A 21,210-nucleotide genomic window follows, 5' to 3' on the forward strand; every position below is an offset into this window, starting at 1 on the left:
CTGCCGCGGCGCAAAACCCATCGCCAACGCCCGTTCCAGCCCGCTCCCACACCTCCAACAAACGATCAGGCGCGTTTCGCAGAGATCTCCTGAGAGCCGCTTGGAAGCGTGCCTCGCGGCGCGCTTGCGGGCCGGTTGCCGGACTTTCCAAACGGTCTCGGAGTCTGATGGCGCAGGCCTTGCCAGCGTATGGAAGTAGACTTCGAGTGGCCGGTTCTCCGCTGCGGCGCTGCCACCGCGAGGGCAGCCCGTGACGCAAGCCATCACGGTCAAGGGGACCTACACAATGTCGCCCTTCCCCAGAAGCAGCGCGCGCCCGCGCTGCAACTCTGGGACGACCCCACCTAGTAATGAGATCTATCATCAACCGGCGCGCGGACTCCGCCTTGCCGATCCGCCACGGCCGCCCTCTCGCGTATGGCCGTATTCTTCTGTCGCCTGGTGCCGCGGTTCGGCGGCGGACCGCGGCGCCCTTGCACGCAGCATGGCTGCGAGGTGCGAGGTGCGAGGTGCGAGGTGCGAGGTGCGAGGATCGCGCGCTTCCGGCTCCTTGCCTTCCGTCGAGGTGCGCGATCACGGCCAATCCGCATCCGCACAGACATGGAAACCGGCCGCAGATCACTTGAATACTATGCCATATCCATCTTGCTTTTCGCGACCTCGAAGGCAAAGGGCGGCGCGTCACGTATGGAGAGCATCACCTCGATTTCATTGCGCCGCCGCGCACGCATCACTGCGTCCTTGACGCGGGCAAGGCGCAGGACATCGCCCACCTCCTGCTCGAGGCGCGGCAGCATGCGCAGGATCGATGTCTCGACGACATCGTTCGCATCACGCTGCAACCAGTACTCTTTGCTGAAGCGGTTGCGCATCCCTGTGCCTGAGCCGCGCCGCCGCTTGACGAGGAACTGGTCAAGACTGCGGACCGCGTAGTGGTTGAGTTGGACGAGGTCCATTCCCGCCCATCCCTCAGGCACCTTTCGACCGCGCTCGAACCGGTGCATCTCCTCGGGCACCAGTTTGCCCGAACCGTTGTAGATCCGGGGCTTCTCGTCATACCGCTCAAAAAAGAACGGCATGTGCATTCCGATTGTCTTGAAGCGCCTGCCCATCCTGTGGAGTGTCTTGACGATTGCGTTGTCAGGGTGGTCTTCGGTCGATGCCAGACTGAACTGCCGCAACACCAGGTCATCCTGCATGAAGATGTGATGCGATGAGCCGAAGTGCCGCATCTGCATCAATACCGCGTCGGCATCCGGGATAGCCGCGAACAGATCCGAGAGCGTGCCTTCCCCGCACTTGATATTGATGAACTCGTCCACATCGATGGCGATGGCCCAGTCGGCAGTACGCACCTGTTCGATCGATCGCGCTTGGACGAATGCCGCCACCTGGGGGGCCACGTCAGGCAGGCCCTTGTTCTCGATCGCCGTGATCAAACCGGCATCGGCCAGGGCATGGGCCACCAGGTCCGTACCGTCCGAGCAATCATTGTAATAGACAACAATGTCCGTAAAGCCGATCAGACGATTGTAAATCACCCATTCGAGAAGGAATGGCGCCTCGTTCCTTACGCTGGTAACTGCTGCGATCTTCATCCACCAACGCCTTCAGAGATGCCGCATGGTCGCGGGCACACAGAATCGGCCGCCTCGTGGCGCCAATCACACATGGTGCGATAGACCCCGTCCAGACGGGCATGAAGCAGGTCTCTGACGTCCGCCGGTATCGCGAGTTCCTGACCGGCAAAGACGACATCGCCCGCACGACGCACGGCGGCTGGGTGCACCGGAAGACCAAGGAACTCGCAGATCCGCTCGATCAGCCGCGCGGGCGCTTCCGCGACCTCCACAAAGTCCGCAGTGAATATCTGGGCGCAGCCGAACACGCCTTCCCATCGCGTGAGGATGCTCCGATAGTCCGACCGCGCTACCATCTCGTCCTGAACGGCGAGGCGCCGAACGTCGAGGGCCGCGTCGCGTGATGCGAGCATCCGGATCTGCGACCAGCACCGCTCCACCGGATCCCGCATCAGGAAGATGATCTTCATCCGCGGGTTCAGTCGTCGCACATGCTCGATGCCCTCGGGCGGCAGCAGGCTGTATTCCGGCGTCACCTCGCCGCAGATCTGGTCCTCGCCCGCATGGGCGAAGATGCGCCCGTACCACTCGTCCGAAACCGGCTCCGTGGCGATGGAGGTGATCCGATGCAGCGCCGCCATATCGAACGCCGCATCCCCGGCGCGCCGCATGAGCCGCCGCGCCGCCTTCTCGCCATGCGACCACCGATGGCGCCCCGTCCACGCCCGATGCGCCGGGATGTGAACATGATTGAAGTACTGCAACTCCTTGATCCACGGCATCCAGATGCGCGGATGCCGCCGCAGGTTCGCGTCGAGCCAGGTGGTGCCGGCCTTCTGCGCCCCGATGCAGAGGAAATCCGGAAACCGCAGCGCTTTCCGGTCGATCAACGTCATGGTGACCTTCCCTCTCGCATGAACGGACGCTAAGGAAAAGCGTCGCCCCGTGACACCGGGCGCCCCACCGGCCGGAGCACTTCATGCTGGAAAAGATCGCGCGCGGATACGCTGACGCCAAGGCGCAGCCTGACCGTCGCAGCCCGCACTACGCGCCGGTGTCCTCGCCTCGCTCCGCTCGTCCGGACTTCCTGTGCATCGGTGCCCAGAAGGCCGGCACCACCTGGCTCTACGCCAATCTGCGCAGCCATCCCGCCATCCTCATGCCACCGGTGAAGGAGGTGGCGTACTTCTCGACCCTCTACATTCCCGGCTGGGCAAAGGCGGATGCTGACCACCGCGCGTTCCAGGTCGCCCAGGCACGCGAACACTGGAACAGCCCCGAACGCGCGGACCCGAAGCGCACGCGCCCCGAGATCCGCGAACGCGTGCTCGCGAGCCTCGACGCTCTCGCCCGGGAACCGATGGACGATTCCGCCTACGCCACGCTGTTCAAGGCCGCTGCGGTCGATCAGGTATGCGGGGAGATTTCCCCGCAGTACTGTGTCCTCCCGCGTGAGGGCATCCGCCACGCCCTCTCCTTCAACCCCAACCTCAAGGTCATCGCGCTGCTGCGGCACCCGGTCGCGCGCGCGATGTCCCATCTCGCCATGCTCTGCGGCAAGAACCCGACCGCGGAGCGGATGAAGGAGATCGCGCTGTCCAACTGGTGGAACGGCGTCTCCTGGTACTCCGACTACGCAACCTGGCTGCTGCGCTGGAAGGGCATGCTCCCGGCGGAGCAGCTCCACATCGACTACAACGGCCTCATCCGGGATGACCCGATGGGCGTGCTGCGCCGCATCTGCGACTTCCTGGGCCTCCCCTTCTCCGACCAGCAGTTCCCGAAGTCGCGCGAACGTGTGTTCGAGGGCGGCAAGCCAGTGGGAGACACGACCGAGGTGCGCGCCATCGTGACGGAAAGGCTCGGCCCCCTGCTCGCCGACCTGCGCGAGCGCATGCCGGACGTCGCGGCCGCTCTCGACCGCTACGGTTGACGCCGCGGGGGGCTCACGAAGGCCACGCCGTCCTGCCGCGGTCGTGGCCTGTTCCGACGGACATCTGACCGCAGCAAGTGACGGCCATGGACTCGATGATGGAACACGGACAGCCCGCCTCCGATGGCACGTCATCCGACGTGGCGGCGCTGCGCGCGGAACTCGCTGAGCTTCGCGCCCGGATGGACAGCTACGAACGGATGCTTCAGATCCGGGACGCCGCGCTCGCCCACGCGGCCCAACCAATCCCGGCCGCAGAGGCTCCGCCGGCGGTCCTGGCCGACCCGCTTCCCCCGAGCTTCGAAATCGCCGCCGACCAGCTCCTCCCCGTCCATGACGGCTTCTACCAGCTCGAATGGGGCCCCGAGGGCGCCTTCCGCTGGACCGGCCCGGGCGAGGATGTGCACTTCGAAGCCTGGGTCGACCGCGAGGAACCACTTACGGTCACCCTGCGCCTCTTCCACTTCGGCACCCCCGCCAACGCGAAGGAACTCACCCTCGAAGTCGACGGCGCGAGCTACGCCCTGACGCGCCGCGGCAACGAGAAGCTCCTCCGCTCCGATCCGATCGCCCCGCGCGCCGGCGACGGCCCCACGCGGATCACGCTCAAGGTGCCGCATCTTCATTCGCCATCGGCCCGCGGCCAAGCCGACAAGCGCACCCTCGGCGTGGCGTTCCAGCGCCTGCGCATCGAGCGGGCCTGACGGTGTCCCCCATGGCCGCGTCCCCTCGCCGCATCACCGCGGCCATCTGCACCTACGAACGCTACGACCTGCTTCCCGGCGCGATCACCTCGGCGCTGTCGCAATCCCTGCCGACCGATGCCTTCGAGGTCATCGTGGTGGACAATTCCCCCGACCCCGTCCGCTCGGGACAGGAAGCCGCCGCCTTCGCCCGCTTCCCCAACCTCTCCTGGTACCACGAGGCGAAGCCGGGCCTGTCCAACGCCCGCAACGTCGCCGCGCGTCACGCCGCTTCGCCGATCATCGCCTACCTCGATGACGATGCCCGGGCCGACCCCGTCTGGCTCGAGAACATCGCCGGCTGCTTCGACCAGTTCGGAGAGGCGCTGAAGGTCGTCGGCGGCCGCATCCGTCCATGGTGGGGCGCGCCGCGCCCGGCCTGGCTGGCGGATGAGATGCTCGGCGCCATCACCGTGGTCGACCTCGGTCCCGAACGCCGCCTGCTGCGGGAAGGCGAATGGGTGGCTGGCGCCAACATCGCCTTCCGGATCGACGCGTTGAGGGATGCCGGATGGTTCGACACCTCGCTCGGCCGGACCGGAGGCGGCGCGAGCCTGCTCTCGTCGGAGGAGACGGCGCTGACCGACCGCATCAAGGCGCAGGGCGGTCTCGTCGCCTACGACCCCTTGGGCGCGGTCGAGCACTGGGTGGATCCCGAGCGTCTGACCCAGCGCTGGTTCCGCCGGCGCTCAGCCTGGCAGGCGGTGTCGGACTACCTGCGCGACCCCAAGGGCCGCCTGGCCCAGCGTGAGGAATCCTGGCTGGCCGTGAAGGCCTTCCTGCTGCACCAGAACCCGGCCGACCGCACCCTGCGCGGCCTGGCGCTCGAGCAGCCGGAGGCGGAGGATTTCCGCTGGCAGTCCGCGGCGGTGTACAACGCCGTCACCGCGCTGCTCGCGGGACTGGACGAACGCGATGACCTCTGAGGCGCCGCCCTCGCCCGGCGGTGCGTGGGGGGGTCTGCGGGTCCTGATGCTGTCGCCGGTGCCGACCTGGCCGGTAACGCTCGGCAACCGCAATCGCATCGTCCAGGTTGGCCGCGCCCTGCAGCGGGAGGGCGCGCATGTCGCGCTGCTGCACTACCCATCCGATGACGAATGGCGCACCAGCCTGCCGCGACCCGCGCTTGGCGGGATGGCAGCGCAATGGAATGAGGTCTTCCTCTGCCCCGTCACCCGCCCGCTCCATACGCGGCCGGCCGAGGGCGAGGACCACGGCGTCGACGAATGGTGGGACCCCGCCATCGGTCAGATGCTCGACTGGCTGTTGAAGGTCGGCCGCTACGACGCGCTGCTGGTCAACTACACTTGGCTGTCGAAGGCGCTCGAACACGCGCCCGCCGGCGTGCTGCGCATCCTCGACACCCATGACCGCTTCTCGAACCGGCGCGAACTGCTGGCCGCCAACGGCCTCGCCCCGGAATACTTCCACACGACGCAGGAACAGGAGCGACTCGCCCTCGACCGCGCCGACATCGTCTGGGCCATCAAGCGGCAGGAGGAGGAGTTCTTCCGCACCCTCACCGACCGCCCGGTGCGCACCCTGCTCCATGCCGAGCCGCTGACCGAGGTTCCCGCGACGCCCAGGGGCGACGGCGTGCTCCGCCTCGGCATCGTCGGCGGACGCAACAACATCAACGCCACCAACATCCGCAACTTCCTCAAGGTGGCCGACGCCTACCTGCGCCGCACCCTGCTGCCGGTCGAGATCCTGGTTGCCGGCTCGGTCTGCTCGCTGCTCGAAGGGCTGCGCCTGCCCTATCTGCGCCTGCTCGGCACCGTCGAGAGCATGGACGAGCTCTATGCCGCGGTGGACGTGGTGCTGGCCCCTCTCACCTTCTCGACCGGCCTCAAGATCAAGGTCGGCGAGGCGCTGTCGCGCGGCAAGCCGCTGGTCAGCCACGCCCATGCCTTCGAAGGCTACGTCCCGACCCACCCCTTCCACGAATGCCCCGATTTCGAGGCGATGATGCGGGCGATCCATCGGCTGGTCCGCGAACCGACGGAGGTCGCAGCACTCGCCGAGGCGTCACGGCGCTCGGTGGCGGCGGCGGAAGCCGAGGTCCTCGTGACGATCCGCGATGCCGGCGCCCGTGCCCGTGAACTGCCGCCCTCGGTCGTCGTCTCGCTGCGCTTCGACCAGGCGCGCCTGGGCCTGCTCGCCTTCGACCATGTGCTCGACGTCTCGCGCTACCTCGGCTTTCGCGCCCCGGTCGTGTTCCATCTGTCCGGTGAGCCCGCGGCCGCGGACACCGCCGCGCTGAAGCTGCTCGTGTCACGTGGACGGATGGTGGTCGATCCCGCCGCGGCGCCGCGGCTCGGGTCAGCTGCGGGCGTGCTGTTCGACGATACGGCGCCGCGCCTCTCCACGCTCGGGGCTCTGCTTGCCGCCCCCCATCTCGTCACCTGGTTCGCCAGCCTGCCCGATACGCCCCTCGGCGGCACGATCGGCGCCAGGCTCGGCGTCTGTCACCTGGGGGCCCTCGCCCTGGATGGCGACCCGCCCGATCCGCAATGCCTCGCCGCCCTCGCCCGCAGCTTCCCCCGCTTCCTCCTGCTCGAGGAATCGCCGTCGCGGGAAGCCGCCGCCGTGATACGTGTGGCGAAGGCCGAGCGCGCCTCGGTGCCGCTGCTTTGGCGCGGGGAGGAAAGCCGACTGCTCGCCGCCCTGCGCGGGTCGCCCGAGGGACCGGTCGCCCTGCTGACGGCGGAGCCTGCGGCGCGCGAGCTCGCGCCCGTGCTCGCCTGCCTCACCGGCATGCTCGGGCGGGACGTCCGGCTCTTCACCCCCACCGGGGCGCCGCCCGAACAGCCCCTGCCAACGACCGGCCCGCTCGCTGTGCGGGCGGATGCGCTGTCCTTCGCTCCGCTGGCGGCCTTCTTCGACCCCGCAAGCTGGGCCAGGCATCGGCCGGCCTTCGTCGTCGAGCATGGCCGTCCGCGCCGCGCCCTGCCGGCGCGCGAATTGGCTTTGCGGGCCGATATCCCACATCTGCGCTTTGCAGATCCCGCCGCCCCGGCGGCGATTTCCACCGCGCCGGCCATGTCCTACCGCGCCAGTGGCTTCGTCTCGGCGGCCCTGATCCTCTCGGCACTGCACCGCCGGGCCGGCGAGCCCACCCCCGGGCTCGGCGCGGCCGAGGAATACGGCCGCGACGCCGGCTGGGCGCGACTTTGGTGGGAACTTGGCCGGCTACTCGCCGCCTAGTGTCCTGACCACGAAGTTCGCTGGGTCGGCAGCGAAGGAAACGGACGGGCAGACCGCTGAGGACAGTAGCGAGCAGCCCGAGAACGAAGTCCGCAGGGCTTGGGACATCAGGAGGCTGGGCGAAAACAGGCGCGAGGGTGCGAGGCTGCGCCTCTCGTTCCGCTCGGGGGCGCCGCCCCCGTGACCCCCCGCCAGGGGACCGGGTCCCCTGGACCTCCATGACAGGCGTGAACGGCGCGCGTCAGCGGGACGGTGGCGTTGACCGGGGGCATCCTTGCCTCGGCCCCCCCGGGGATCTGCGTCTCAGTTGCCTGGGGCCGGTTCAGCCGCCGCCCGTCCGACAGCAGGCGATACCACCGGCGCGCCCCACCGGAGAATATTTCGGCACGGCCGGGCCGCTGCGCGACAGGCCCGCATTTCCCTTTCGCAACGCGCCGTCCCGTGGCAGTTGGTGCCCTGGCGACAACGAGCGGGAGGGTGCCCATGTCCGCACCGAATTGGACCAACCCCGAGACCATCGCGCTGCATGCCGGCTGGCGCGCGGATCCGACCACCGGCTCGGTCGCGGTGCCCATCCACCAGACGACGTCCTTCCAGTTCCAGGACACCGGCCATGCGGCGCGGCTGTTCGGCCTGGCCGAGATGGGCAACATCTACACCCGCATCATGAACCCGACGGTCGACGTGCTGGAGAAGCGCGTCGCGGCGATGGAGGGCGGCGTGGCCAGCCTCGCGCTCGGCTCGGGCCAGGCGGCGACCAGCTTCGCGGTGCTGAACCTCTGCGAGGCGGGCGACAACATCGTCAGCAGCACCGATCTCTACGGCGGCACCTGGAACCTGTTCGCCAACACGCTGAAGCAGTTCGGCATCGAGGTCCGCTTCGTGGACCCGGCCGACCCGGAGAACTTCGCCAAGGCGACCGACGCCCGCACCCGCTGCTGGTACGCCGAGACGCTGCCCAACCCGAAGCTGCAGGTCTTCCCGATCGCGGAAGTGGCGGCACTCGGCCGCAAGATCGGCGTGCCGCTGATCATGGACAACACCGCGGCGCCGGTGCTGTGCAAGCCCCTCCAGCATGGCGCGGCGATCGTGATGCACTCCACCACCAAGTGGATCGGCGGCCATGGCACCAGCATCGGCGGCATCGTCGTCGACGGCGGCAATTTCGACTGGGAGGCGCATGCCGAACGCTTCCCGACGCTGAACAAGCCCGACCCCTCCTACCACGGCGCGGTGTGGACGCAGGCGGTGAAGCCGCTCGGCCCCATCGCCTACATCATCCGCATGCGGGTGATCCTGCTGCGTGACCTCGGCGCGCCCCTGGCGCCGATGAACGCCTTCCTGACGCTGCAGGGGCTGGAGACGCTGCCGCTGCGCATCGAGCGCCACTGCTCCAACGCGCTGCGTGTCGCGGCCTTCCTCGCGCAGCACCCGGCGGTCGAGAAGGTGATCCATCCCTCGCTGATGGACGGCGAGGCGAAGCGCCGCGCCGATGCCTACCTCAAGGGCGGCTACGGCAGCCTGATGGGCATCGAGCTCAAGGGCGGCAAGGAAGCCGGCCAGCGCTTCATCGAGGCGCTGAAGATGTTCTACCACGTGGCCAATATCGGCGATGCGCGCAGCCTCGCGATCCACCCGGCCACCACCACGCACAGCCAGCTCGACGAGCAGGAGCAGGCGGCCTCCGGCGTGACGCCCGGCTACATCCGCCTGTCGATCGGCATCGAGCATATCGACGACATCCTGGCCGACCTCGACCAGGCGCTCGCCGCCGCCACCGGCCCCAGCCTGAAGGCCGCCGCGGAATGAACGCGGACCGCCGGCGCGATGCGCCCTTCGGGCTGGATGCGCCGGCGGCGGCCGGCGCCTATCCGGCCATCCGCATGCGCCGCAACCGGCGCGACGCCTGGACGCGGCGCCTGGTCGCCGAGAACAGCCTGGCGGCAGACGACCTCATCTGGCCGATCTTCATCATCGAGGGCAGCAACGACGTACGCCCCGTCGCCTCCATGCCCGGCCAGGTGCGCGTCACGGTGGATCGGCTGGCGCAGCATGTGGAGCGTGCGGCGAAACTGGGCATTCCCGCGCTCGCGCTGTTTCCCGTCACGCCGCCCGAGGTGAAGGACGCCGAGGGCACCGAGGCACTGAACCCGAACAACCTGATGTGCCGCGCGGCGCGGGAGCTGAAGAAGCACTTCCCGGAGATCGGCCTGGTCGGCGACGTGGCGCTCGACCCCTATACAGACCACGGCCATGACGGCGTGATCCGCCAGACACGTACCGGCGACTACGTGCACAACGATGACAGCGTCGCGGTGCTGGTCCGGCAGGCGATCAACCAGGCGGAAGCGGGCATCGACGTCATCGCGCCCTCCGACATGATGGACGGGCGCATCGGCGCCATCCGCGGCGCCCTCGACGCGCAGGGCCTGATCGACACGCGCATCATGTCCTATGCGGCGAAGTACGCCTCGGCCTTCTACGGCCCGTTCCGCGATGCGCTCGGCTCCGGCAAGGCGCTGCGGGGGGACAAGAAGACCTACCAGATGGACCCGGCCAATTCGGACGAGGCGCTGCGCGAAGTGGCGCTCGACCTCGCCGAGGGCGCCGACATGGTCATGGTCAAGCCGGGCATGCCCTATCTCGACATCGTCCGGCGCGTGAAGGACCGCTTCGCGGTGCCTACCTTCGCCTACCAGGTCTCGGGCGAATACGCGATGATCATGGCCGCGGTGCAGAACGGCTGGATCGAGCACGAGCGGGCCATGATGGAGAGCCTGATGGGCTTCAAGCGCGCCGGCGCCAATGGCGTGCTGACCTACTTCGCGGTGGAGGCGGCGGAGGTCCTCCGCCGTGGCTGAGGCGCGCCTGCCCGAGGAAGCGCTGCGCCGCCCCTGGCACGGCGCCTCCGACCGTGCGGCGGATCCCGCCATCGTCCTGATCCGCCTGCAGCGGGCGGAGATCGAGGTGCTGATCGCATTCCGCTGCGCCGCGGCCGGGTCCGAGGAGGCGGCGCGGGCCTGGAGGCAGCTCGCCACGCTTCGGGCGAAGCGGGTCGCGCTGATGCCGCGTGAGGCCGCGTCGCGCCTGCCCCCGCTGCCGACCCCGCCGGCCGGGGCACTCTCCACCTGGCAGAGGCTGCGCCAGCGGCTCGGCTTGGGGCGCGGCTGACGGCGGATCCCTGGACGGCCCGCCTCGCCGCTTGGCAGGCGCTGCTGATGGGCCGGATCGGCCGCCTCGCCACCGCCCCCGGCGCCGGAGGACGGCGCCGCCCCGGCACCCTGGCTCGCCGCCGTGCAGGCCCTGACGCCCACCCTCCGTTGAGTTGCCGTCCGGCTGTCGCGGCGCGAGGCTCGGCGATGGGGAGGATGCATGGAATGACTATCGATTGGCTCGGACTGGCAGGGCGTGTCGCGATCGTCACCGGCGCAGCCGGCGGCATCGGGCGCGCCATCGCGACGGAGCTCGCGGCCGCCGGCGCGGCGGTGGCATTGCTCGACCGCGACGGGGAGGCCGTGGGGGCGCTCGCTGCCCAACTCCGCGCCCTGGGCGCGAGTTCCGTCGCCGCCGCCTGCGACATCGCCGACGAAGTGAGCGTGCGCCACGCGCTCGGCGCCACCGAGCAGGCGCTCGGTCCGGCCGAGATCCTGGTGAACAACGCCGGCGTGCTGCGGCCCGGCCCGCTCTCGGACCTCGCCATCGCCGAGTGGAACGCGCTGCTGGCGGTGAACCTGACCGGGTACCTGATCTGCGCCCAGGCGGTGCGGCCGCAGATGCTGGCCAAGGGCGGCGGGTCGATCGTGCACATTGCCTCGATCGCCGCCAGCAACCCGCAGCCTCGCAGCGGCGCCTACAGCCCGTCCAAGGCCGGGGTGGCGATGCTCTCCCGGCAACTGGCGCTGGAATGGGGCCCCGACGGCATCCGCAGCAACGCGGTCAGCCCGGGGCTGGTCCGCACGCCGATGTCCGAAGCCTTCTACCAGGCGCCCGGCATCCGCGAACGCCGGGAAGGGATGGTGCCCGGCCGCCGTATCGGCACGCCGCAGGACATCGCCGATGCCGTGGCGTTCCTCGCCAGCCCCCGCGCCGCCTATGTGAACGGCGCGGAGCTGCTGGTCGATGGTGGGCTGGACCAGGTGATGATGGAGTTGGTGCCCCGGCCCGGCTACTGAACGAGGAACTCCGCCACCAGCGCGATCTGCGCCGGGTCCATCAGCGCCGGCGCGTGCCCGGCCCCGGGGATCTCGGCGAGGCGCACATGCTCCGCCTCGGCCATCGCCGTCGCGGTCTCGCGCAGCAGCAGGTCGCTCTCCGCGCCGCGGATCAGCAGCACCGGGATCGTCACGCGGCCCCACAGCCCCTGCAGGTCGAGCGCCTGCGCCTCCTGGGCACGGATCGGCGCCGCGATGGCGGGGTCGTAGTGCAGTGCCACGCCGTCCTTCGCGGGCCGCGCGGAGGTTTCGGCGAGATGCCGCCACTCTGCATCGCTGAGCTTGCCGAAGGGGGCGTGGACCACGCGCAGATGCGCCTCGAGCGTCGGGATGTCGCGGAAGACCGGCTCGTTGCCGATGTATTCCCGGATGCGCGCCATCGCCTCCTGCGGCACGAAGGCGCCGATGTCGTTCAGCACCATGCGGCGGATGGGGTGGCCCGGCGTCGCCGCGATGGCCATGCCGCAGATGCCGCCGAGCGAGGTGCCGACCCAGTCCACCGGACCGCCGATGCGCGCCAGCAGGTGCGACAGCGCCGTCACATAGACCGGCGGCTGGTACAGCATCGGGTCCGGCAGCCAGTCCGAGGCGCCGCGGCCGGGCAGGTCGGGGCAGATCACCCGCCGCCCGGCCTTGCCTAGCGCCTCGGCCAGCGTGTCGAAGTCGCGGCCGGTACGGGTGAGGCCATGGACGCAGACCACCGGCGCACCGTCGGCCGGCCCCCATTCCCACCAGCGCATGGTGAAGAACCCCGCCGGCGAGAGCCAACGAACGGCGCCTTCGCGCATCACTCCTCCTTCCGCCGGCGGCGGCTACAGGATGGACTTCTCCCGTAGCACGGCGATCTCCTCCTCGGTCATGCCGAGCAGGCCGGAGAGCACTTCTTCCGTGTGCTGCCCGAGGACCGGCGGCGCCGAGCGATAGGTCGGCGGCGTCGCGCTCAGCTTCACCGGGTTGGCGATGACCTTCACCGTGGCGCCGGAGGCATGCTGCATCTCCAGAGTCATGTTGCGCGCCTGGACATGCGGGTCGGCGAAGACGTCCTTCAGCGTGTTGATCGGGCCGCAGCCGATCTTCTGCGCCTCGAGCGCATCCACCCATTCGGTGGTGGTGCGCGTCTTCATCAGCGGCGTCAGGGTCTGGGTCACCAGGTCGCGGTTGGCGACGCGCTTCGGATTGGTGGCGAAGCGCTCGTCCGCGAGCAGGTGCTCCTGGCCGAAGGCCTTGCAGAAACGCTCGAAGGTCGGGTCGTTGCCGACCGCGAGGATGATGTAGCCGTCCTTGGTCGGGAATTCCTGGTACGGGCTGATGTTCGGGTGCTGGTTGCCGAGGCGCGGCGGGTTCTCGCCCGTGGACAGGTAGTTCATGCCCTGATTCGCGAGCCAGGCGACATGCGTGTCGAGCATGCCGATGTCGATCTGCTGCCCATGCCCGGTCGCGTTCCGGTGGTTCAGTGCGGCGAGGATGCCGATGCAGCCGTAGAGCCCGGCGAACAGGTCGGCCACCGGCACGCCGACCTTCTGCGGCGACCCGCTGGGCTCGCCGGTGAGGGACATGACGCCGCCCATCGCCTGGATCAGCGCGTCATAGCCCGGCCGCGGCGCATAGGGGCCGGTCTGCCCGAAGCCGGTGATCGAGCAGTAGATCAGCCGTGGATACTTCTTGGAGAGCTGCTCCCAGCCCAGGCCGTACTTGGCCAGCGCGCCGACCTTGAAGTTCTCGACCAGGATGTCGCAGTTCTCGAGCAGGCGATGGATCAGCGCCTGGCCCTCCGGCTTCGCCATGTCGACGGTGACCGACTTCTTGTTGCGGTTCACGCCGACGAAATAGGCGCTCTCCTTCGTCTCCGGCCAGAAGGGAGGGGCGAAGCCGCGGGTGTCGTCGCCGGCCTCGGGTCGCTCGATCTTGATCACCTCGGCGCCGAGATCGCCCAGCATCTGCGTGCAGGTCGGCCCCGCCAGGACGCGGGTGAGGTCGAGAACGCGAAGGCCCGACAGCGGGCCGGCTGGGCTGGTCATGCGGAACTCCCTTGGCTCGCCCGGTGCTTAATCGGGGCGCTGCGCTGCGGCAACCCGGCCGAAGCGACACAGTCTGGCGCCGCGCCGACGTCCGCGTAAGGATGAACGGCCCGCTGCCGGAAGGATCAGCATGGCCCGCAATATCCTCATCCTGTTTGCCGTTCTGCTTGGCCTGTCGGGCTGCTGCCGTCCGGGACTCTGGTATTCCAGCCCCATGTCGGGCTGCGACGCGGAGGCAGCGTCGGTCTACCCCTTCGCCTGATTCTGGCTGGGCGGTGCTTGCCCAGGGCTGCCCCACGGCGCATGGTCCGGCGCAATCGCAGACCCCGAGAACCGTTCCGGGAGGATCACCATGCTCGACCGTCCGCATCCGACACCTGCGGCTCCCTCCGCCGATCCCTTCGCGCTGGCCAAGGCGCTGTCGGGCGTTCACTTCATCGGCGGTGTCTACGTGCCGGCGCGTTCCGGCAGGACCTTCGCGGTGGTGAACCCGGCGACGGGCGCCGAAGTGGCGCGCGCGGCCGAAGGCGATGCGGCCGACGTCGAGGCCGCGGTGCAGAACGCCGCCAAGGCGCAGAAGGACTGGGCCAAGGTCCCGGCCCGCAAGCGCGGCGCCATGGTCCACCAGTGCGCCCAGCTCCTGAAGGAGCATGTCGACGAACTCGGCCGCCTGATCGCGCTCGAGACCGGCAAGGCGCTGCGCACCGAGTCCCGCGTCGAGGCAGGCGTCGTCGCCGATGTCTTCGAGTTCTTCGGCGGCCTCGGTTCTGAACTGAAGGGGGAGAGCGTTCCCTTCGACCCGAAGGTTCTGTCCGTCACGGTGCGCGAGCCGCTCGGCGTGGTGGGCGCCATCATCCCGTGGAACGTGCCGATGCTGCTGATGGCGCTGAAGGTGGCGCCCGCGCTGGTGGCCGGCAATTCGGTGGTGGTGAAGTCGGCCGAGGAAGCCCCGCTCGCGGTGCTGCGCATCTGCGAGATCATGAACCGCATCCTGCCGCCCGGCGTGTTCAACATGGTCTCCGGCTTCGGGCCCGAATGCGGCGCGCCGCTGGTTACGCACCCGCTGGTGCGCAAGGTGACCTTCACGGGTTCCGTCGAGACCGGCAAGATCGTCGCGCGCGCAGCGGCCGAGAAGCTGATCCCCGTCACGCTGGAACTCGGCGGCAAGTCGCCGATGATCGTCTTCGCCGATTGCGACTTCGACAGGACGGTCGCCGGCGCGCTGACCTCCATGCGCTTCACGCGCCAGGGCCAGTCCTGCACGGCGGCGTCGCGCATCTATGTCGAGCGTCCGATCTTCGACCGCTTCGTCGCCGCGATGACGGATGCGGTGAACGGCATGGTCATGGGCGACCCGCTCGACGAGAAGACGGACATCGGGACGATCGTCAGCGAGGGCCAGCTCGCCAAGGTGAAAGCCTACATCGCGGAAGGCACCGCGACGCCGGGTGCGACCGCGCATGTGTGCAGCGCCATGCCGACCGATCCGGCGCTGCGGAAGGGCCTCTTCATCCAGCCGGTGATCTTCACCGGGCTGACCAGGGACAGCCGCCTGGTGCGGGAAGAGATCTTCGGCCCCGTCACCGTCATCCAGCCCTTCGACGACGCGGAAGCCGTGCTCGCCGAGGCGAACGATTCCGACTACGGCCTCGCCGCCTCGCTGTGGACCAACAACCTGAAGGTCGGGCTCGACCTCGCGCATAGGCTGGAAGCCGGCCTCGTGCAGATCAACCAGAACCTGGTCGTGCAGGCGAACCTCTCCTACGGCGGCGTGAAGTCCTCGGGCCTCGGCAAGGAAGCAAGCCTCGAGGCGATGCTCGAACACTTCACGCACAAGAAGACCATCATGGTGAACATGGCGTAGCGGGCCATGCGGGCGGTGGCGGGCGCCGCGCGGCGTCGCCCCGCCCCCGCCCCAGCCCGCGGGCGTCGGCGACATTCTTCCTCGCATCCGCAGGGTTCGGCCGCCGTACCGGTGCCTCGCTTCATGGCCGGGCACGTCATGCGGATCGCCCCGTCGCAGCCCGAGATCGAGACGGAGATCCCTATCCGATGAACCCCCGAATCTTCCGCTCCTCCCCTCTGCTGGCCCTCGCCGTCCTGGCCGCCTGCGCCGCGGAACCCCCGCCGGCGGCGCCAGTGCCGGAACCACTTCCCCCACCGCCCGTGGGATGGGAACCGATCCCCTCGCTCAACACCTCCGGGGATATCGTCTCCGGCTACGTCCAGCGCCGTGGCCTGGTGCGGACCGGCCCCGTCCGCCGCGCCTGGCTCCTGCTCAACCTGCGTGAACCGATCCCCATTCCGGAGACCGGCGGCCGCGCGCTCTCCGTCCGTTTCGTCGGCGAATACCGCTGCGCGCAGCGCGAGTGGCGCCCGCTCGAAGGTGCCTGGTTCGCCCGGCGCAACGCGCAGGAACCGGTGCATGCCGAGCGCCCGCGGCGCGGCAGCTTCCGCCCGGCGGCACCGGGCACCCTGGACGGCGCCTTCCTCGACGCCGCCTGCAGCCTGTAGCGCCGCGCTACTCCTCCAGTTCCCCGAACAGACGGAAGCGCAGCATCCGCACGGTCGGCCGGTCCGCGCCCTCGGCCACCGCGCGCCGGTAGGCCTCGATCGCAGGCTTGATCCGCTTGCGCTGCCGCTCCGCCTCGCACAGCCCCACCCAGCCGGCGACGAGGTGCGGCGCATCCCGCGTCACCTTCTCGAAGATCGCCGCAGCCTCCTCGGCCGCGCTCTCCTCGAGCAGGAGATGGCCAAGCCGCGCCGCAACCTCCGGACTGTCGGGCACCGCCGCAACCGCCTGCCGGGCTGCGGCCACCGCCTCCGCGCGCCGTCCCTGGCGCCACAGGGCGTCGGCCATGGCGAGTTGCACCGCCTCGGAGGACGGGTTCGCCGCCATCGCTTCGGCCAGCGCGGCCTGCGCGGCGCCGGCATCGCCGCCCGCCAGCAGCAATTGCCCGAGCCGGGCCCGCAGGTCGGCCGAGTGCGGATGGACGGCCACTCCCCGCCGCGCCGCATCCGTCGCCTCGGCGATGCGCCCCGCGCGCCACAGCGCGTCCGTCAGCCCGAGCCAGATATGCGCAGGCACCCGCGGCTGAGCGGCGATGGCCCGCGCGAAGGCCTCGGCGGCCGCCCCCGGGGATTGCTGCGCGAGCAGCAGGTGCCCGAGCCGCGCGGCGATCGGTACGCTCCGCGGCAAGGCCTGGGCCGCCGACTGCACCTCGCGCAGCGCGTCCTTCGGGCGATGCTGCCGCCACAGGGCATCGGCCAGGGCGAGGTGCGCGGTCTCCGCCAGCGGATCCAGCGTGATCGCCCGCCGCGCCTCCTTCTCGGCCGCGATGGCGTCGCCGCCGGCAGCCAGCATGTAGTTCGCATGGCGCGCCGCGAGCAGCGCATTCCGCGGATGCGCGGCCGTCGCCGCCGCCACGGCGTGCAGGCCGTCGGCGAAGCGCCGCTGCCGCCAGAGCGCATCGGTCAGGCCGATCCACCCATCCGCCGACTCGGGCGCATCCTCCGTGAGAGTACGGAAAGCCCTCTCCGCCTCGGCCGCCTGCCCGGCGCCGAGGCACAGGGTGCCGAGCCTGAGTCGCAGCGCCCCCGAGCCGGGAAAGGCCTGCAGCGCGCGTTCGGCGGCGTCGATCGCCGCAGGGATGTGGCGCGCTTCCTGCAACTGCACGATCAGCGAGATCCACGCCGCCTCCGACGTCGGTTCGGCCGACATGCGCGCCAGCAGAGCCGTCATTCGCGGCCCGTGCCCCTCGTCGCCCGCGGAGGGAGGTTCCAACAGCGCGAGGCCGAACTGGGCGGCGCCATGCAACGGATCGATCGCCAGGGCGCGCGTGTAGGCCACCGCCGCCCGCGCGCGACGCCGGGCCCAGAGCAGGACGTCGCCAAGTTGCGCATGGGCGGAGGCGAGGCGCGGCGCGGCAGCGACGGCGCCCTCGGCCGCCGCGACCGCCTCCTCGGCCCGGTCAAGCCGCTTCAGGCAATTGATCAGCGCGGCATGCAGGCGTTGATCCACCGGCCCGGCGGCAATCGCCTCGCGAATCGCCGGCACGGCGAGTTCCGGGTCCCCCATGGCGAGGCAGCAACTGGCGAGGCGCAGCCGGGGCTCGAGTTCCTCGGGACGCTCGGCGATCCAGGCGCGCAGCAGCGCCTGCTCCTCCTGGTAGCGGCCGAGCCGGTGCAGCGCCCGCGCCCGTGCCTCGAAGCCACGGGCCGGCGGTGTGCTGCGGCCCGCGGCCGCGACAGCCTCGAAGCCGCGCGCCCAGGCGGTCCGCCCACGCCCCTCGAGGGTGATCGCCAGGGCGGAGAGCAGGGTCGGCGAGGCCCGGCGCGACTGACGGATCGCCGACAGGGCACGCCCGGCATCGCCGGCCACCGCCGCCTCCAGCACGTCGCGCAGGCTGCGGGCCTCGATCAGCACCGCCGGCGTCGCGTGCCCCGCATGGCGAAGCGATGCCGCGTGCAGGCCGGGCAGCCGTGCCAAGTGTCGCGCATGGGCGCTGTCCCGCCCTTCCAGCGGATCGAAGGCGATGATCGGCGTCGGCGCCAGGTCCTCCGCTCGCACCGCCATGCCGGCATGGCGCCGGTTGTCGAAAAAATGAACGGAACGCGGGTCGCCCGGCACGTCCGCCGGATCGATGGAATATTGGGGCGATAGCGCGAGCGTCGCCCGCGCGCCGAGGGCGGCCCCATACTTGAGCGCCGCATAGCCACCCATCGAAAAACCGTAGGTCACCCGCGCCGGCCCGGCCGCCGCGACGGCGGCCGGCAGCAGCGCCGCCATCTCGTCGGCCGGGTACCATTCCTGCGCGTCGGTCGAGAAGGCGAGCGTGGTCCAGCCGAGCCGCGCCGCAACGCCATACCCCCACCAGCCGGTGGGGCCTTTCATGCCTTGACGACCTGGGCCGAACACGACGAGGGACGCGTCTCCCTCGCCGGGCCAGACATGCAGGTGGATCCGGCCCGCGCGCGCGAGCAGGCGGGGGGGCGGCCGGTCTGATGGCGGCATGGGACGGGGCCTAGCAGCAATGCGCGATGCCGTCGATGGCGCGCCGCCCCGGTTCCCTTCGCTGCCGCGCGCCCCCATCTTGGCCCGCGTGAAAGCGCTCCTCCGCTGGTCCGGCCGGTTGGCCGGCGGCCTCTTCGCCCTGATCCTGATCCTGGTCGCCGGAACCCTCGGCGCCATGTGGTGGGCCTTGCCGCCGGACGATGGCCGCTACGCCCTCCCCGGCCTGTCGGCACCGGTGGAAATCGCCATCGACAGCCACGGCATCCCGCGCATCGCGGCACAGACCGAGGAGGATGCCTGGGCCGCGCTGGGCTTCCTGCACGCGCGGGACCGCATGTTCCAGATGGAGCTGATGCGCCGCGGCGCCAGCGGCCGGCTGGCCGAGCTGAGCGGCAGTGCGGCGCTGCGGCTCGACCGTTACATGCGTGTGCTCGGCCTGGTGCCGCGTGCCGAAGCCGACCTCGCCGCCCTGCCGCCCGGTGTCCGCGCCGCGATGGATGCCTATGCGCGCGGCGTGAATGCCTGGATCGCCGCCCGTGGCCGCTTCGCCGCGCCGGAATTCGTCGCGCTCGGCGCGCCCGAGCCCTGGCGGCCGGTCGACAGCCTGCTCTGGGGCAAGGTGATGGGTCTCTGGCTGTCGGGGAACTGGCGCACCGAGCTCGACCGCGCGCGCCTCGCCGGCATTCTTCCCGCGGCGCGGCTGGAGGATCTCTGGCCGCGCGACACCACGGCGGGGCGGCCGGATGCGCCGACCCGGCGTGCCGCGGCCGCCCCGACCGCGCCGGTGCCCCACGCCCGGGCCACGCCGGCCCTGCCCGGCCTCGACCGGCTCGTGGCGGCCCTTCCGAGCTTCCCCGGGGATGCCCCCCTGCCCTCCATGGCGTCGAATTCCTGGGCCGTCTCCGGCACGCTCTCGGCCTCGGGCGCGCCGCTGCTCGCGACCGACCCGCATCTCGGCTACGGCGCGCCGATCCTCTGGTACCTCGCGCGTATCGAGTTGCCGGGCGGCCGGATCCTCGCCGGGGCGACGGCGCCCGGCGTGCCAGGCATCGTCATCGGCCGCAACGAGCGGCTCGCATGGGGTTTCACCACCACTCACTCGGACACCCAGGACGTCTTCGTCGAGCGCCTCGCCGGCCCCGACAGCTACGAGACGCCGGACGGCCCCCGCCCCTTCGCCGTGCGGGAGGAAGTGATCCGCGTCCGCTGGAACGCCCCGGTCACGCTGCGGGTGCGCGAGACCCGGCACGGCCCGGTGATCTCCGACCTGGATGCGCAGGGCGCACGGCCGGATGGGACCGTCCTCGCCGTCGCCATGGCGAACCTCCTGCCTGGCGACACCGCCGCCACCGGACTGCTGGCGCTGAACCGCGCGGGCAGCGTCGCGGAGGCTCGGGAGGCCGCGCGCCTGATCACCAGCCCGGCGCAGAACCTCATGGTCGCCGATGCGGCCGGGGATATCGCGATGTTGCTCACCGGCCGCGCGCCCATCCGCCGCTCCGGCGACGGCAGCGTGCCGGTGCCGGGCTGGGACGGCAGCGCCGACTGGACCGGCTTCATCCCCTTCGAGGCCCTGCCGCATGTCGAGCGGCCGGCGAGCGGCTTGCTCGCCAATGCGAACAACCGGATCGTGCCGATGGACCACCCGGCCTACCTCGGTCGCGACTGGCACGGCGACTGGCGCTTCCGCCGCATCGGCGAACTGCTGGCGTCGTCTCCGCGGGCCGATGCTGCCGGCTTCGCCGCCATGCAGACGGATCGCCGCTCGCTCCTTGCCGTGGATGTCCTGCCCGCCTTCCGCGCCGCCCCTCGCCCGCCCGGTCCTGCCGGCACGGCGCTGGACCTGCTGGCGGCGTGGCAGGGAGACATGGACGGCGAGCGCCCACAGCCGCTGATCTTCCACGCGACCCTCGGGCGCTTCGGCGCCGCGCTGCTCGCCCGCGCCGGCGCACCGCGGGAGGCTTGGCTCGCCAGCCCCGAGTTTCTCCACCGGGTCCTGACCGATCCGGCGACCGGCGCAGCCTGGTGCGGGGATGCCGGCTGCGGCAGGCTGATCTCGGCGGCCCTGACGCAGGCGGTCGCGGAACTCGCGCCAGTCCACGGAGCAGACCCGGCGAGCTGGCGCTGGGGCCCAGCCCACCAGGCGCGTTTCGAGCACGCATTGCTGCGCTTCCTTCCGGGGCTTGGCGCGCTGACCCGTATCACCACCCCATCGGGGGGTGACGGCGAGACGGTGAACCGCGCGGGGCATCGGGGCGAGGTCGGCGGCATGTTCGGCAATGTCCACGGCGCCGGTTTCCGTGGCGTCTTCGACCTCGCGGATCCCGCCGCCGCCCACGTGGTCATCGCCACCGGCCAGTCCGGCCATCCGATGAGTCGCCATTGGGCGGACCAGATGCCGGCATGGCGCGACGGGGGTCTGCTGCGCCTCGGCCCGATCGAGGAACCACCGGCAGGGCGCATCCATCTCGCCCCCTGATGCCGGCGCCCGGTTGATTCCGGCG

General features: G+C 70.6%; 17 protein-coding genes. 12 read left to right on the plus strand and 5 right to left on the minus strand.

Annotation, left to right across the window (positions count from 1 at the left end; all coding sequences use genetic code 11):
• Nucleotides 1-629: 629 nt before the first annotated feature.
• Together GXW74_RS25230 and GXW74_RS25235 are read right to left on the minus strand one after the other, a co-directional pair.
• Nucleotides 630-1,598 (minus strand): glycosyltransferase family 2 protein, encoded by a 969-nt coding sequence (locus GXW74_RS25230; RefSeq protein WP_211849363.1) that lies wholly within the window; start codon nucleotides 1,596-1,598, stop codon nucleotides 630-632.
• Nucleotides 1,595-2,476 (minus strand): sulfotransferase family protein, encoded by an 882-nt coding sequence (locus tag GXW74_RS25235; protein WP_211849364.1) that lies wholly within the window; start codon nucleotides 2,474-2,476, stop codon nucleotides 1,595-1,597. Before GXW74_RS25235 ends, GXW74_RS25230 begins: the two co-directional genes overlap by 4 nt.
• 83 nt (nucleotides 2,477-2,559) lie before the next feature.
• Here GXW74_RS25235 and GXW74_RS25240 point away from each other — a divergent pair, with 83 nt between their 5' ends.
• From GXW74_RS25240 to GXW74_RS25275, 8 genes are all read left to right on the plus strand, one after another.
• Nucleotides 2,560-3,513 (plus strand): sulfotransferase family protein, encoded by a 954-nt coding sequence (locus GXW74_RS25240; RefSeq protein ID WP_211849365.1) that lies wholly within the window; start codon nucleotides 2,560-2,562, stop codon nucleotides 3,511-3,513.
• An 86-nt stretch (nucleotides 3,514-3,599) separates the two neighbouring features.
• Complete coding sequence (locus GXW74_RS25245; RefSeq protein WP_211849366.1) at nucleotides 3,600-4,217, plus strand: hypothetical protein; 618 nt, start codon at nucleotides 3,600-3,602, stop codon at nucleotides 4,215-4,217.
• An 11-nt stretch (nucleotides 4,218-4,228) separates the two neighbouring features.
• Nucleotides 4,229-5,182, plus strand: a complete 954-nt coding sequence (locus tag GXW74_RS25250) for a glycosyltransferase (RefSeq protein ID WP_211849367.1) — start codon at nucleotides 4,229-4,231, stop codon at nucleotides 5,180-5,182.
• Complete coding sequence (locus GXW74_RS25255) at nucleotides 5,172-7,463, plus strand: glycosyltransferase (protein ID WP_211849368.1); 2,292 nt, start codon at nucleotides 5,172-5,174, stop codon at nucleotides 7,461-7,463. The genes GXW74_RS25250 and GXW74_RS25255 overlap by 11 nt, the downstream gene beginning before the upstream one ends.
• A gap of 483 nt (nucleotides 7,464-7,946) precedes the next feature.
• Nucleotides 7,947-9,272: an O-acetylhomoserine aminocarboxypropyltransferase/cysteine synthase family protein gene (locus tag GXW74_RS25260; protein WP_211849369.1), complete on the plus strand. Its 1,326-nt coding sequence runs from the start codon at nucleotides 7,947-7,949 to the stop codon at nucleotides 9,270-9,272.
• Entirely contained in the window at nucleotides 9,269-10,324 is a 1,056-nt protein-coding gene (gene hemB, locus GXW74_RS25265; protein WP_211849370.1) for a porphobilinogen synthase, read from the plus strand. The genes GXW74_RS25260 and hemB overlap by 4 nt, the downstream gene beginning before the upstream one ends.
• Nucleotides 10,317-10,634 carry a hypothetical protein gene (locus tag GXW74_RS25270; RefSeq protein WP_211849371.1) on the plus strand — a complete coding sequence of 106 codons (318 nt, stop codon included), beginning with the start codon at nucleotides 10,317-10,319 and terminating at the stop codon, nucleotides 10,632-10,634. The genes hemB and GXW74_RS25270 overlap by 8 nt, the downstream gene beginning before the upstream one ends.
• 206 nt (nucleotides 10,635-10,840) lie before the next feature.
• Nucleotides 10,841-11,635 carry an SDR family NAD(P)-dependent oxidoreductase gene (locus tag GXW74_RS25275; RefSeq protein ID WP_211849372.1) on the plus strand — a complete coding sequence of 265 codons (795 nt, stop codon included), beginning with the start codon at nucleotides 10,841-10,843 and terminating at the stop codon, nucleotides 11,633-11,635.
• On the opposite strand, the gene GXW74_RS25280 is transcribed toward GXW74_RS25275, so the two are convergent.
• Together GXW74_RS25280 and GXW74_RS25285 are read right to left on the minus strand one after the other, a co-directional pair.
• A complete protein-coding gene (locus tag GXW74_RS25280) occupies nucleotides 11,629-12,462 on the minus strand; it encodes an alpha/beta fold hydrolase (protein ID WP_211849373.1) in 834 nt (277 codons plus the stop codon). The genes GXW74_RS25275 and GXW74_RS25280 overlap by 7 nt on opposite strands.
• A gap of 24 nt (nucleotides 12,463-12,486) precedes the next feature.
• A complete protein-coding gene (locus tag GXW74_RS25285) occupies nucleotides 12,487-13,692 on the minus strand; it encodes a CaiB/BaiF CoA transferase family protein (RefSeq protein ID WP_211849374.1) in 1,206 nt (401 codons plus the stop codon).
• Nucleotides 13,693-13,822: 130 nt separating this feature from the next.
• Between GXW74_RS25285 and GXW74_RS28490 the strand changes: the two genes are divergently transcribed.
• From GXW74_RS28490 to GXW74_RS25295, 3 genes are all read left to right on the plus strand, one after another.
• Nucleotides 13,823-13,954 (plus strand): hypothetical protein, encoded by a 132-nt coding sequence (locus GXW74_RS28490; protein WP_272877360.1) that lies wholly within the window; start codon nucleotides 13,823-13,825, stop codon nucleotides 13,952-13,954.
• 90 nt (nucleotides 13,955-14,044) lie between these two features.
• Nucleotides 14,045-15,556, plus strand: coding sequence for an aldehyde dehydrogenase family protein (locus GXW74_RS25290; RefSeq protein WP_211849375.1), 1,512 nt, complete (start codon nucleotides 14,045-14,047; stop codon nucleotides 15,554-15,556).
• Nucleotides 15,557-15,744: 188 nt separating this feature from the next.
• Nucleotides 15,745-16,206, plus strand: coding sequence for a surface-adhesin E family protein (locus tag GXW74_RS25295; RefSeq protein WP_211849376.1), 462 nt, complete (start codon nucleotides 15,745-15,747; stop codon nucleotides 16,204-16,206).
• A gap of 7 nt (nucleotides 16,207-16,213) precedes the next feature.
• On the opposite strand, the gene GXW74_RS25300 is transcribed toward GXW74_RS25295, so the two are convergent.
• Complete coding sequence (locus GXW74_RS25300; RefSeq protein ID WP_211849377.1) at nucleotides 16,214-18,586, minus strand: tetratricopeptide repeat protein; 2,373 nt, start codon at nucleotides 18,584-18,586, stop codon at nucleotides 16,214-16,216.
• A gap of 208 nt (nucleotides 18,587-18,794) precedes the next feature.
• Here GXW74_RS25300 and GXW74_RS25305 point away from each other — a divergent pair, with 208 nt between their 5' ends.
• Entirely contained in the window at nucleotides 18,795-21,185 is a 2,391-nt protein-coding gene (locus GXW74_RS25305; protein WP_338148330.1) for a penicillin acylase family protein, read from the plus strand.
• The last annotated feature ends 25 nt before the right edge of the window (nucleotides 21,186-21,210 follow it).

The sequence above is a fragment of the Neoroseomonas eburnea genome, assembly GCF_018129005.1.
GTDB classification, from domain to species: Bacteria; Pseudomonadota; Alphaproteobacteria; order Acetobacterales; family Acetobacteraceae; genus Neoroseomonas; species Neoroseomonas eburnea.

Excerpts from the sequence above, each read along its gene's own strand:
- GXW74_RS25300 (WP_211849377.1), bottom strand. The coding sequence starts at position 18,586 with ATGAAAGGCCCCACCGGCTGGTGGGGGTATGGCGTTGCGGCGCGGCTC.
- GXW74_RS25275 (WP_211849372.1), top strand. The coding sequence starts at position 10,841 with ATGACTATCGATTGGCTCGGACTGGCAGGGCGTGTCGCGATCGTCACC.
- GXW74_RS25245 (WP_211849366.1), top strand. The coding sequence starts at position 3,600 with ATGGACTCGATGATGGAACACGGACAGCCCGCCTCCGATGGCACGTCA.
- GXW74_RS25290 (WP_211849375.1), top strand. The coding sequence starts at position 14,045 with ATGCTCGACCGTCCGCATCCGACACCTGCGGCTCCCTCCGCCGATCCC.
- GXW74_RS28490 (WP_272877360.1), top strand. The coding sequence starts at position 13,823 with ATGGCCCGCAATATCCTCATCCTGTTTGCCGTTCTGCTTGGCCTGTCG.
- GXW74_RS25240 (WP_211849365.1), top strand. The coding sequence starts at position 2,560 with ATGCTGGAAAAGATCGCGCGCGGATACGCTGACGCCAAGGCGCAGCCT.
- GXW74_RS25285 (WP_211849374.1), bottom strand. The coding sequence starts at position 13,692 with ATGACCAGCCCAGCCGGCCCGCTGTCGGGCCTTCGCGTTCTCGACCTC.
- hemB (WP_211849370.1), top strand. The coding sequence starts at position 9,269 with ATGAACGCGGACCGCCGGCGCGATGCGCCCTTCGGGCTGGATGCGCCG.
- GXW74_RS25255 (WP_211849368.1), top strand. The coding sequence starts at position 5,172 with ATGACCTCTGAGGCGCCGCCCTCGCCCGGCGGTGCGTGGGGGGGTCTG.
- GXW74_RS25230 (WP_211849363.1), bottom strand. The coding sequence starts at position 1,598 with ATGAAGATCGCAGCAGTTACCAGCGTAAGGAACGAGGCGCCATTCCTT.
- GXW74_RS25235 (WP_211849364.1), bottom strand. The coding sequence starts at position 2,476 with ATGACGTTGATCGACCGGAAAGCGCTGCGGTTTCCGGATTTCCTCTGC.
- GXW74_RS25260 (WP_211849369.1), top strand. The coding sequence starts at position 7,947 with ATGTCCGCACCGAATTGGACCAACCCCGAGACCATCGCGCTGCATGCC.
- GXW74_RS25250 (WP_211849367.1), top strand. The coding sequence starts at position 4,229 with ATGGCCGCGTCCCCTCGCCGCATCACCGCGGCCATCTGCACCTACGAA.
- GXW74_RS25280 (WP_211849373.1), bottom strand. The coding sequence starts at position 12,462 with ATGCGCGAAGGCGCCGTTCGTTGGCTCTCGCCGGCGGGGTTCTTCACC.
- GXW74_RS25295 (WP_211849376.1), top strand. The coding sequence starts at position 15,745 with ATGAACCCCCGAATCTTCCGCTCCTCCCCTCTGCTGGCCCTCGCCGTC.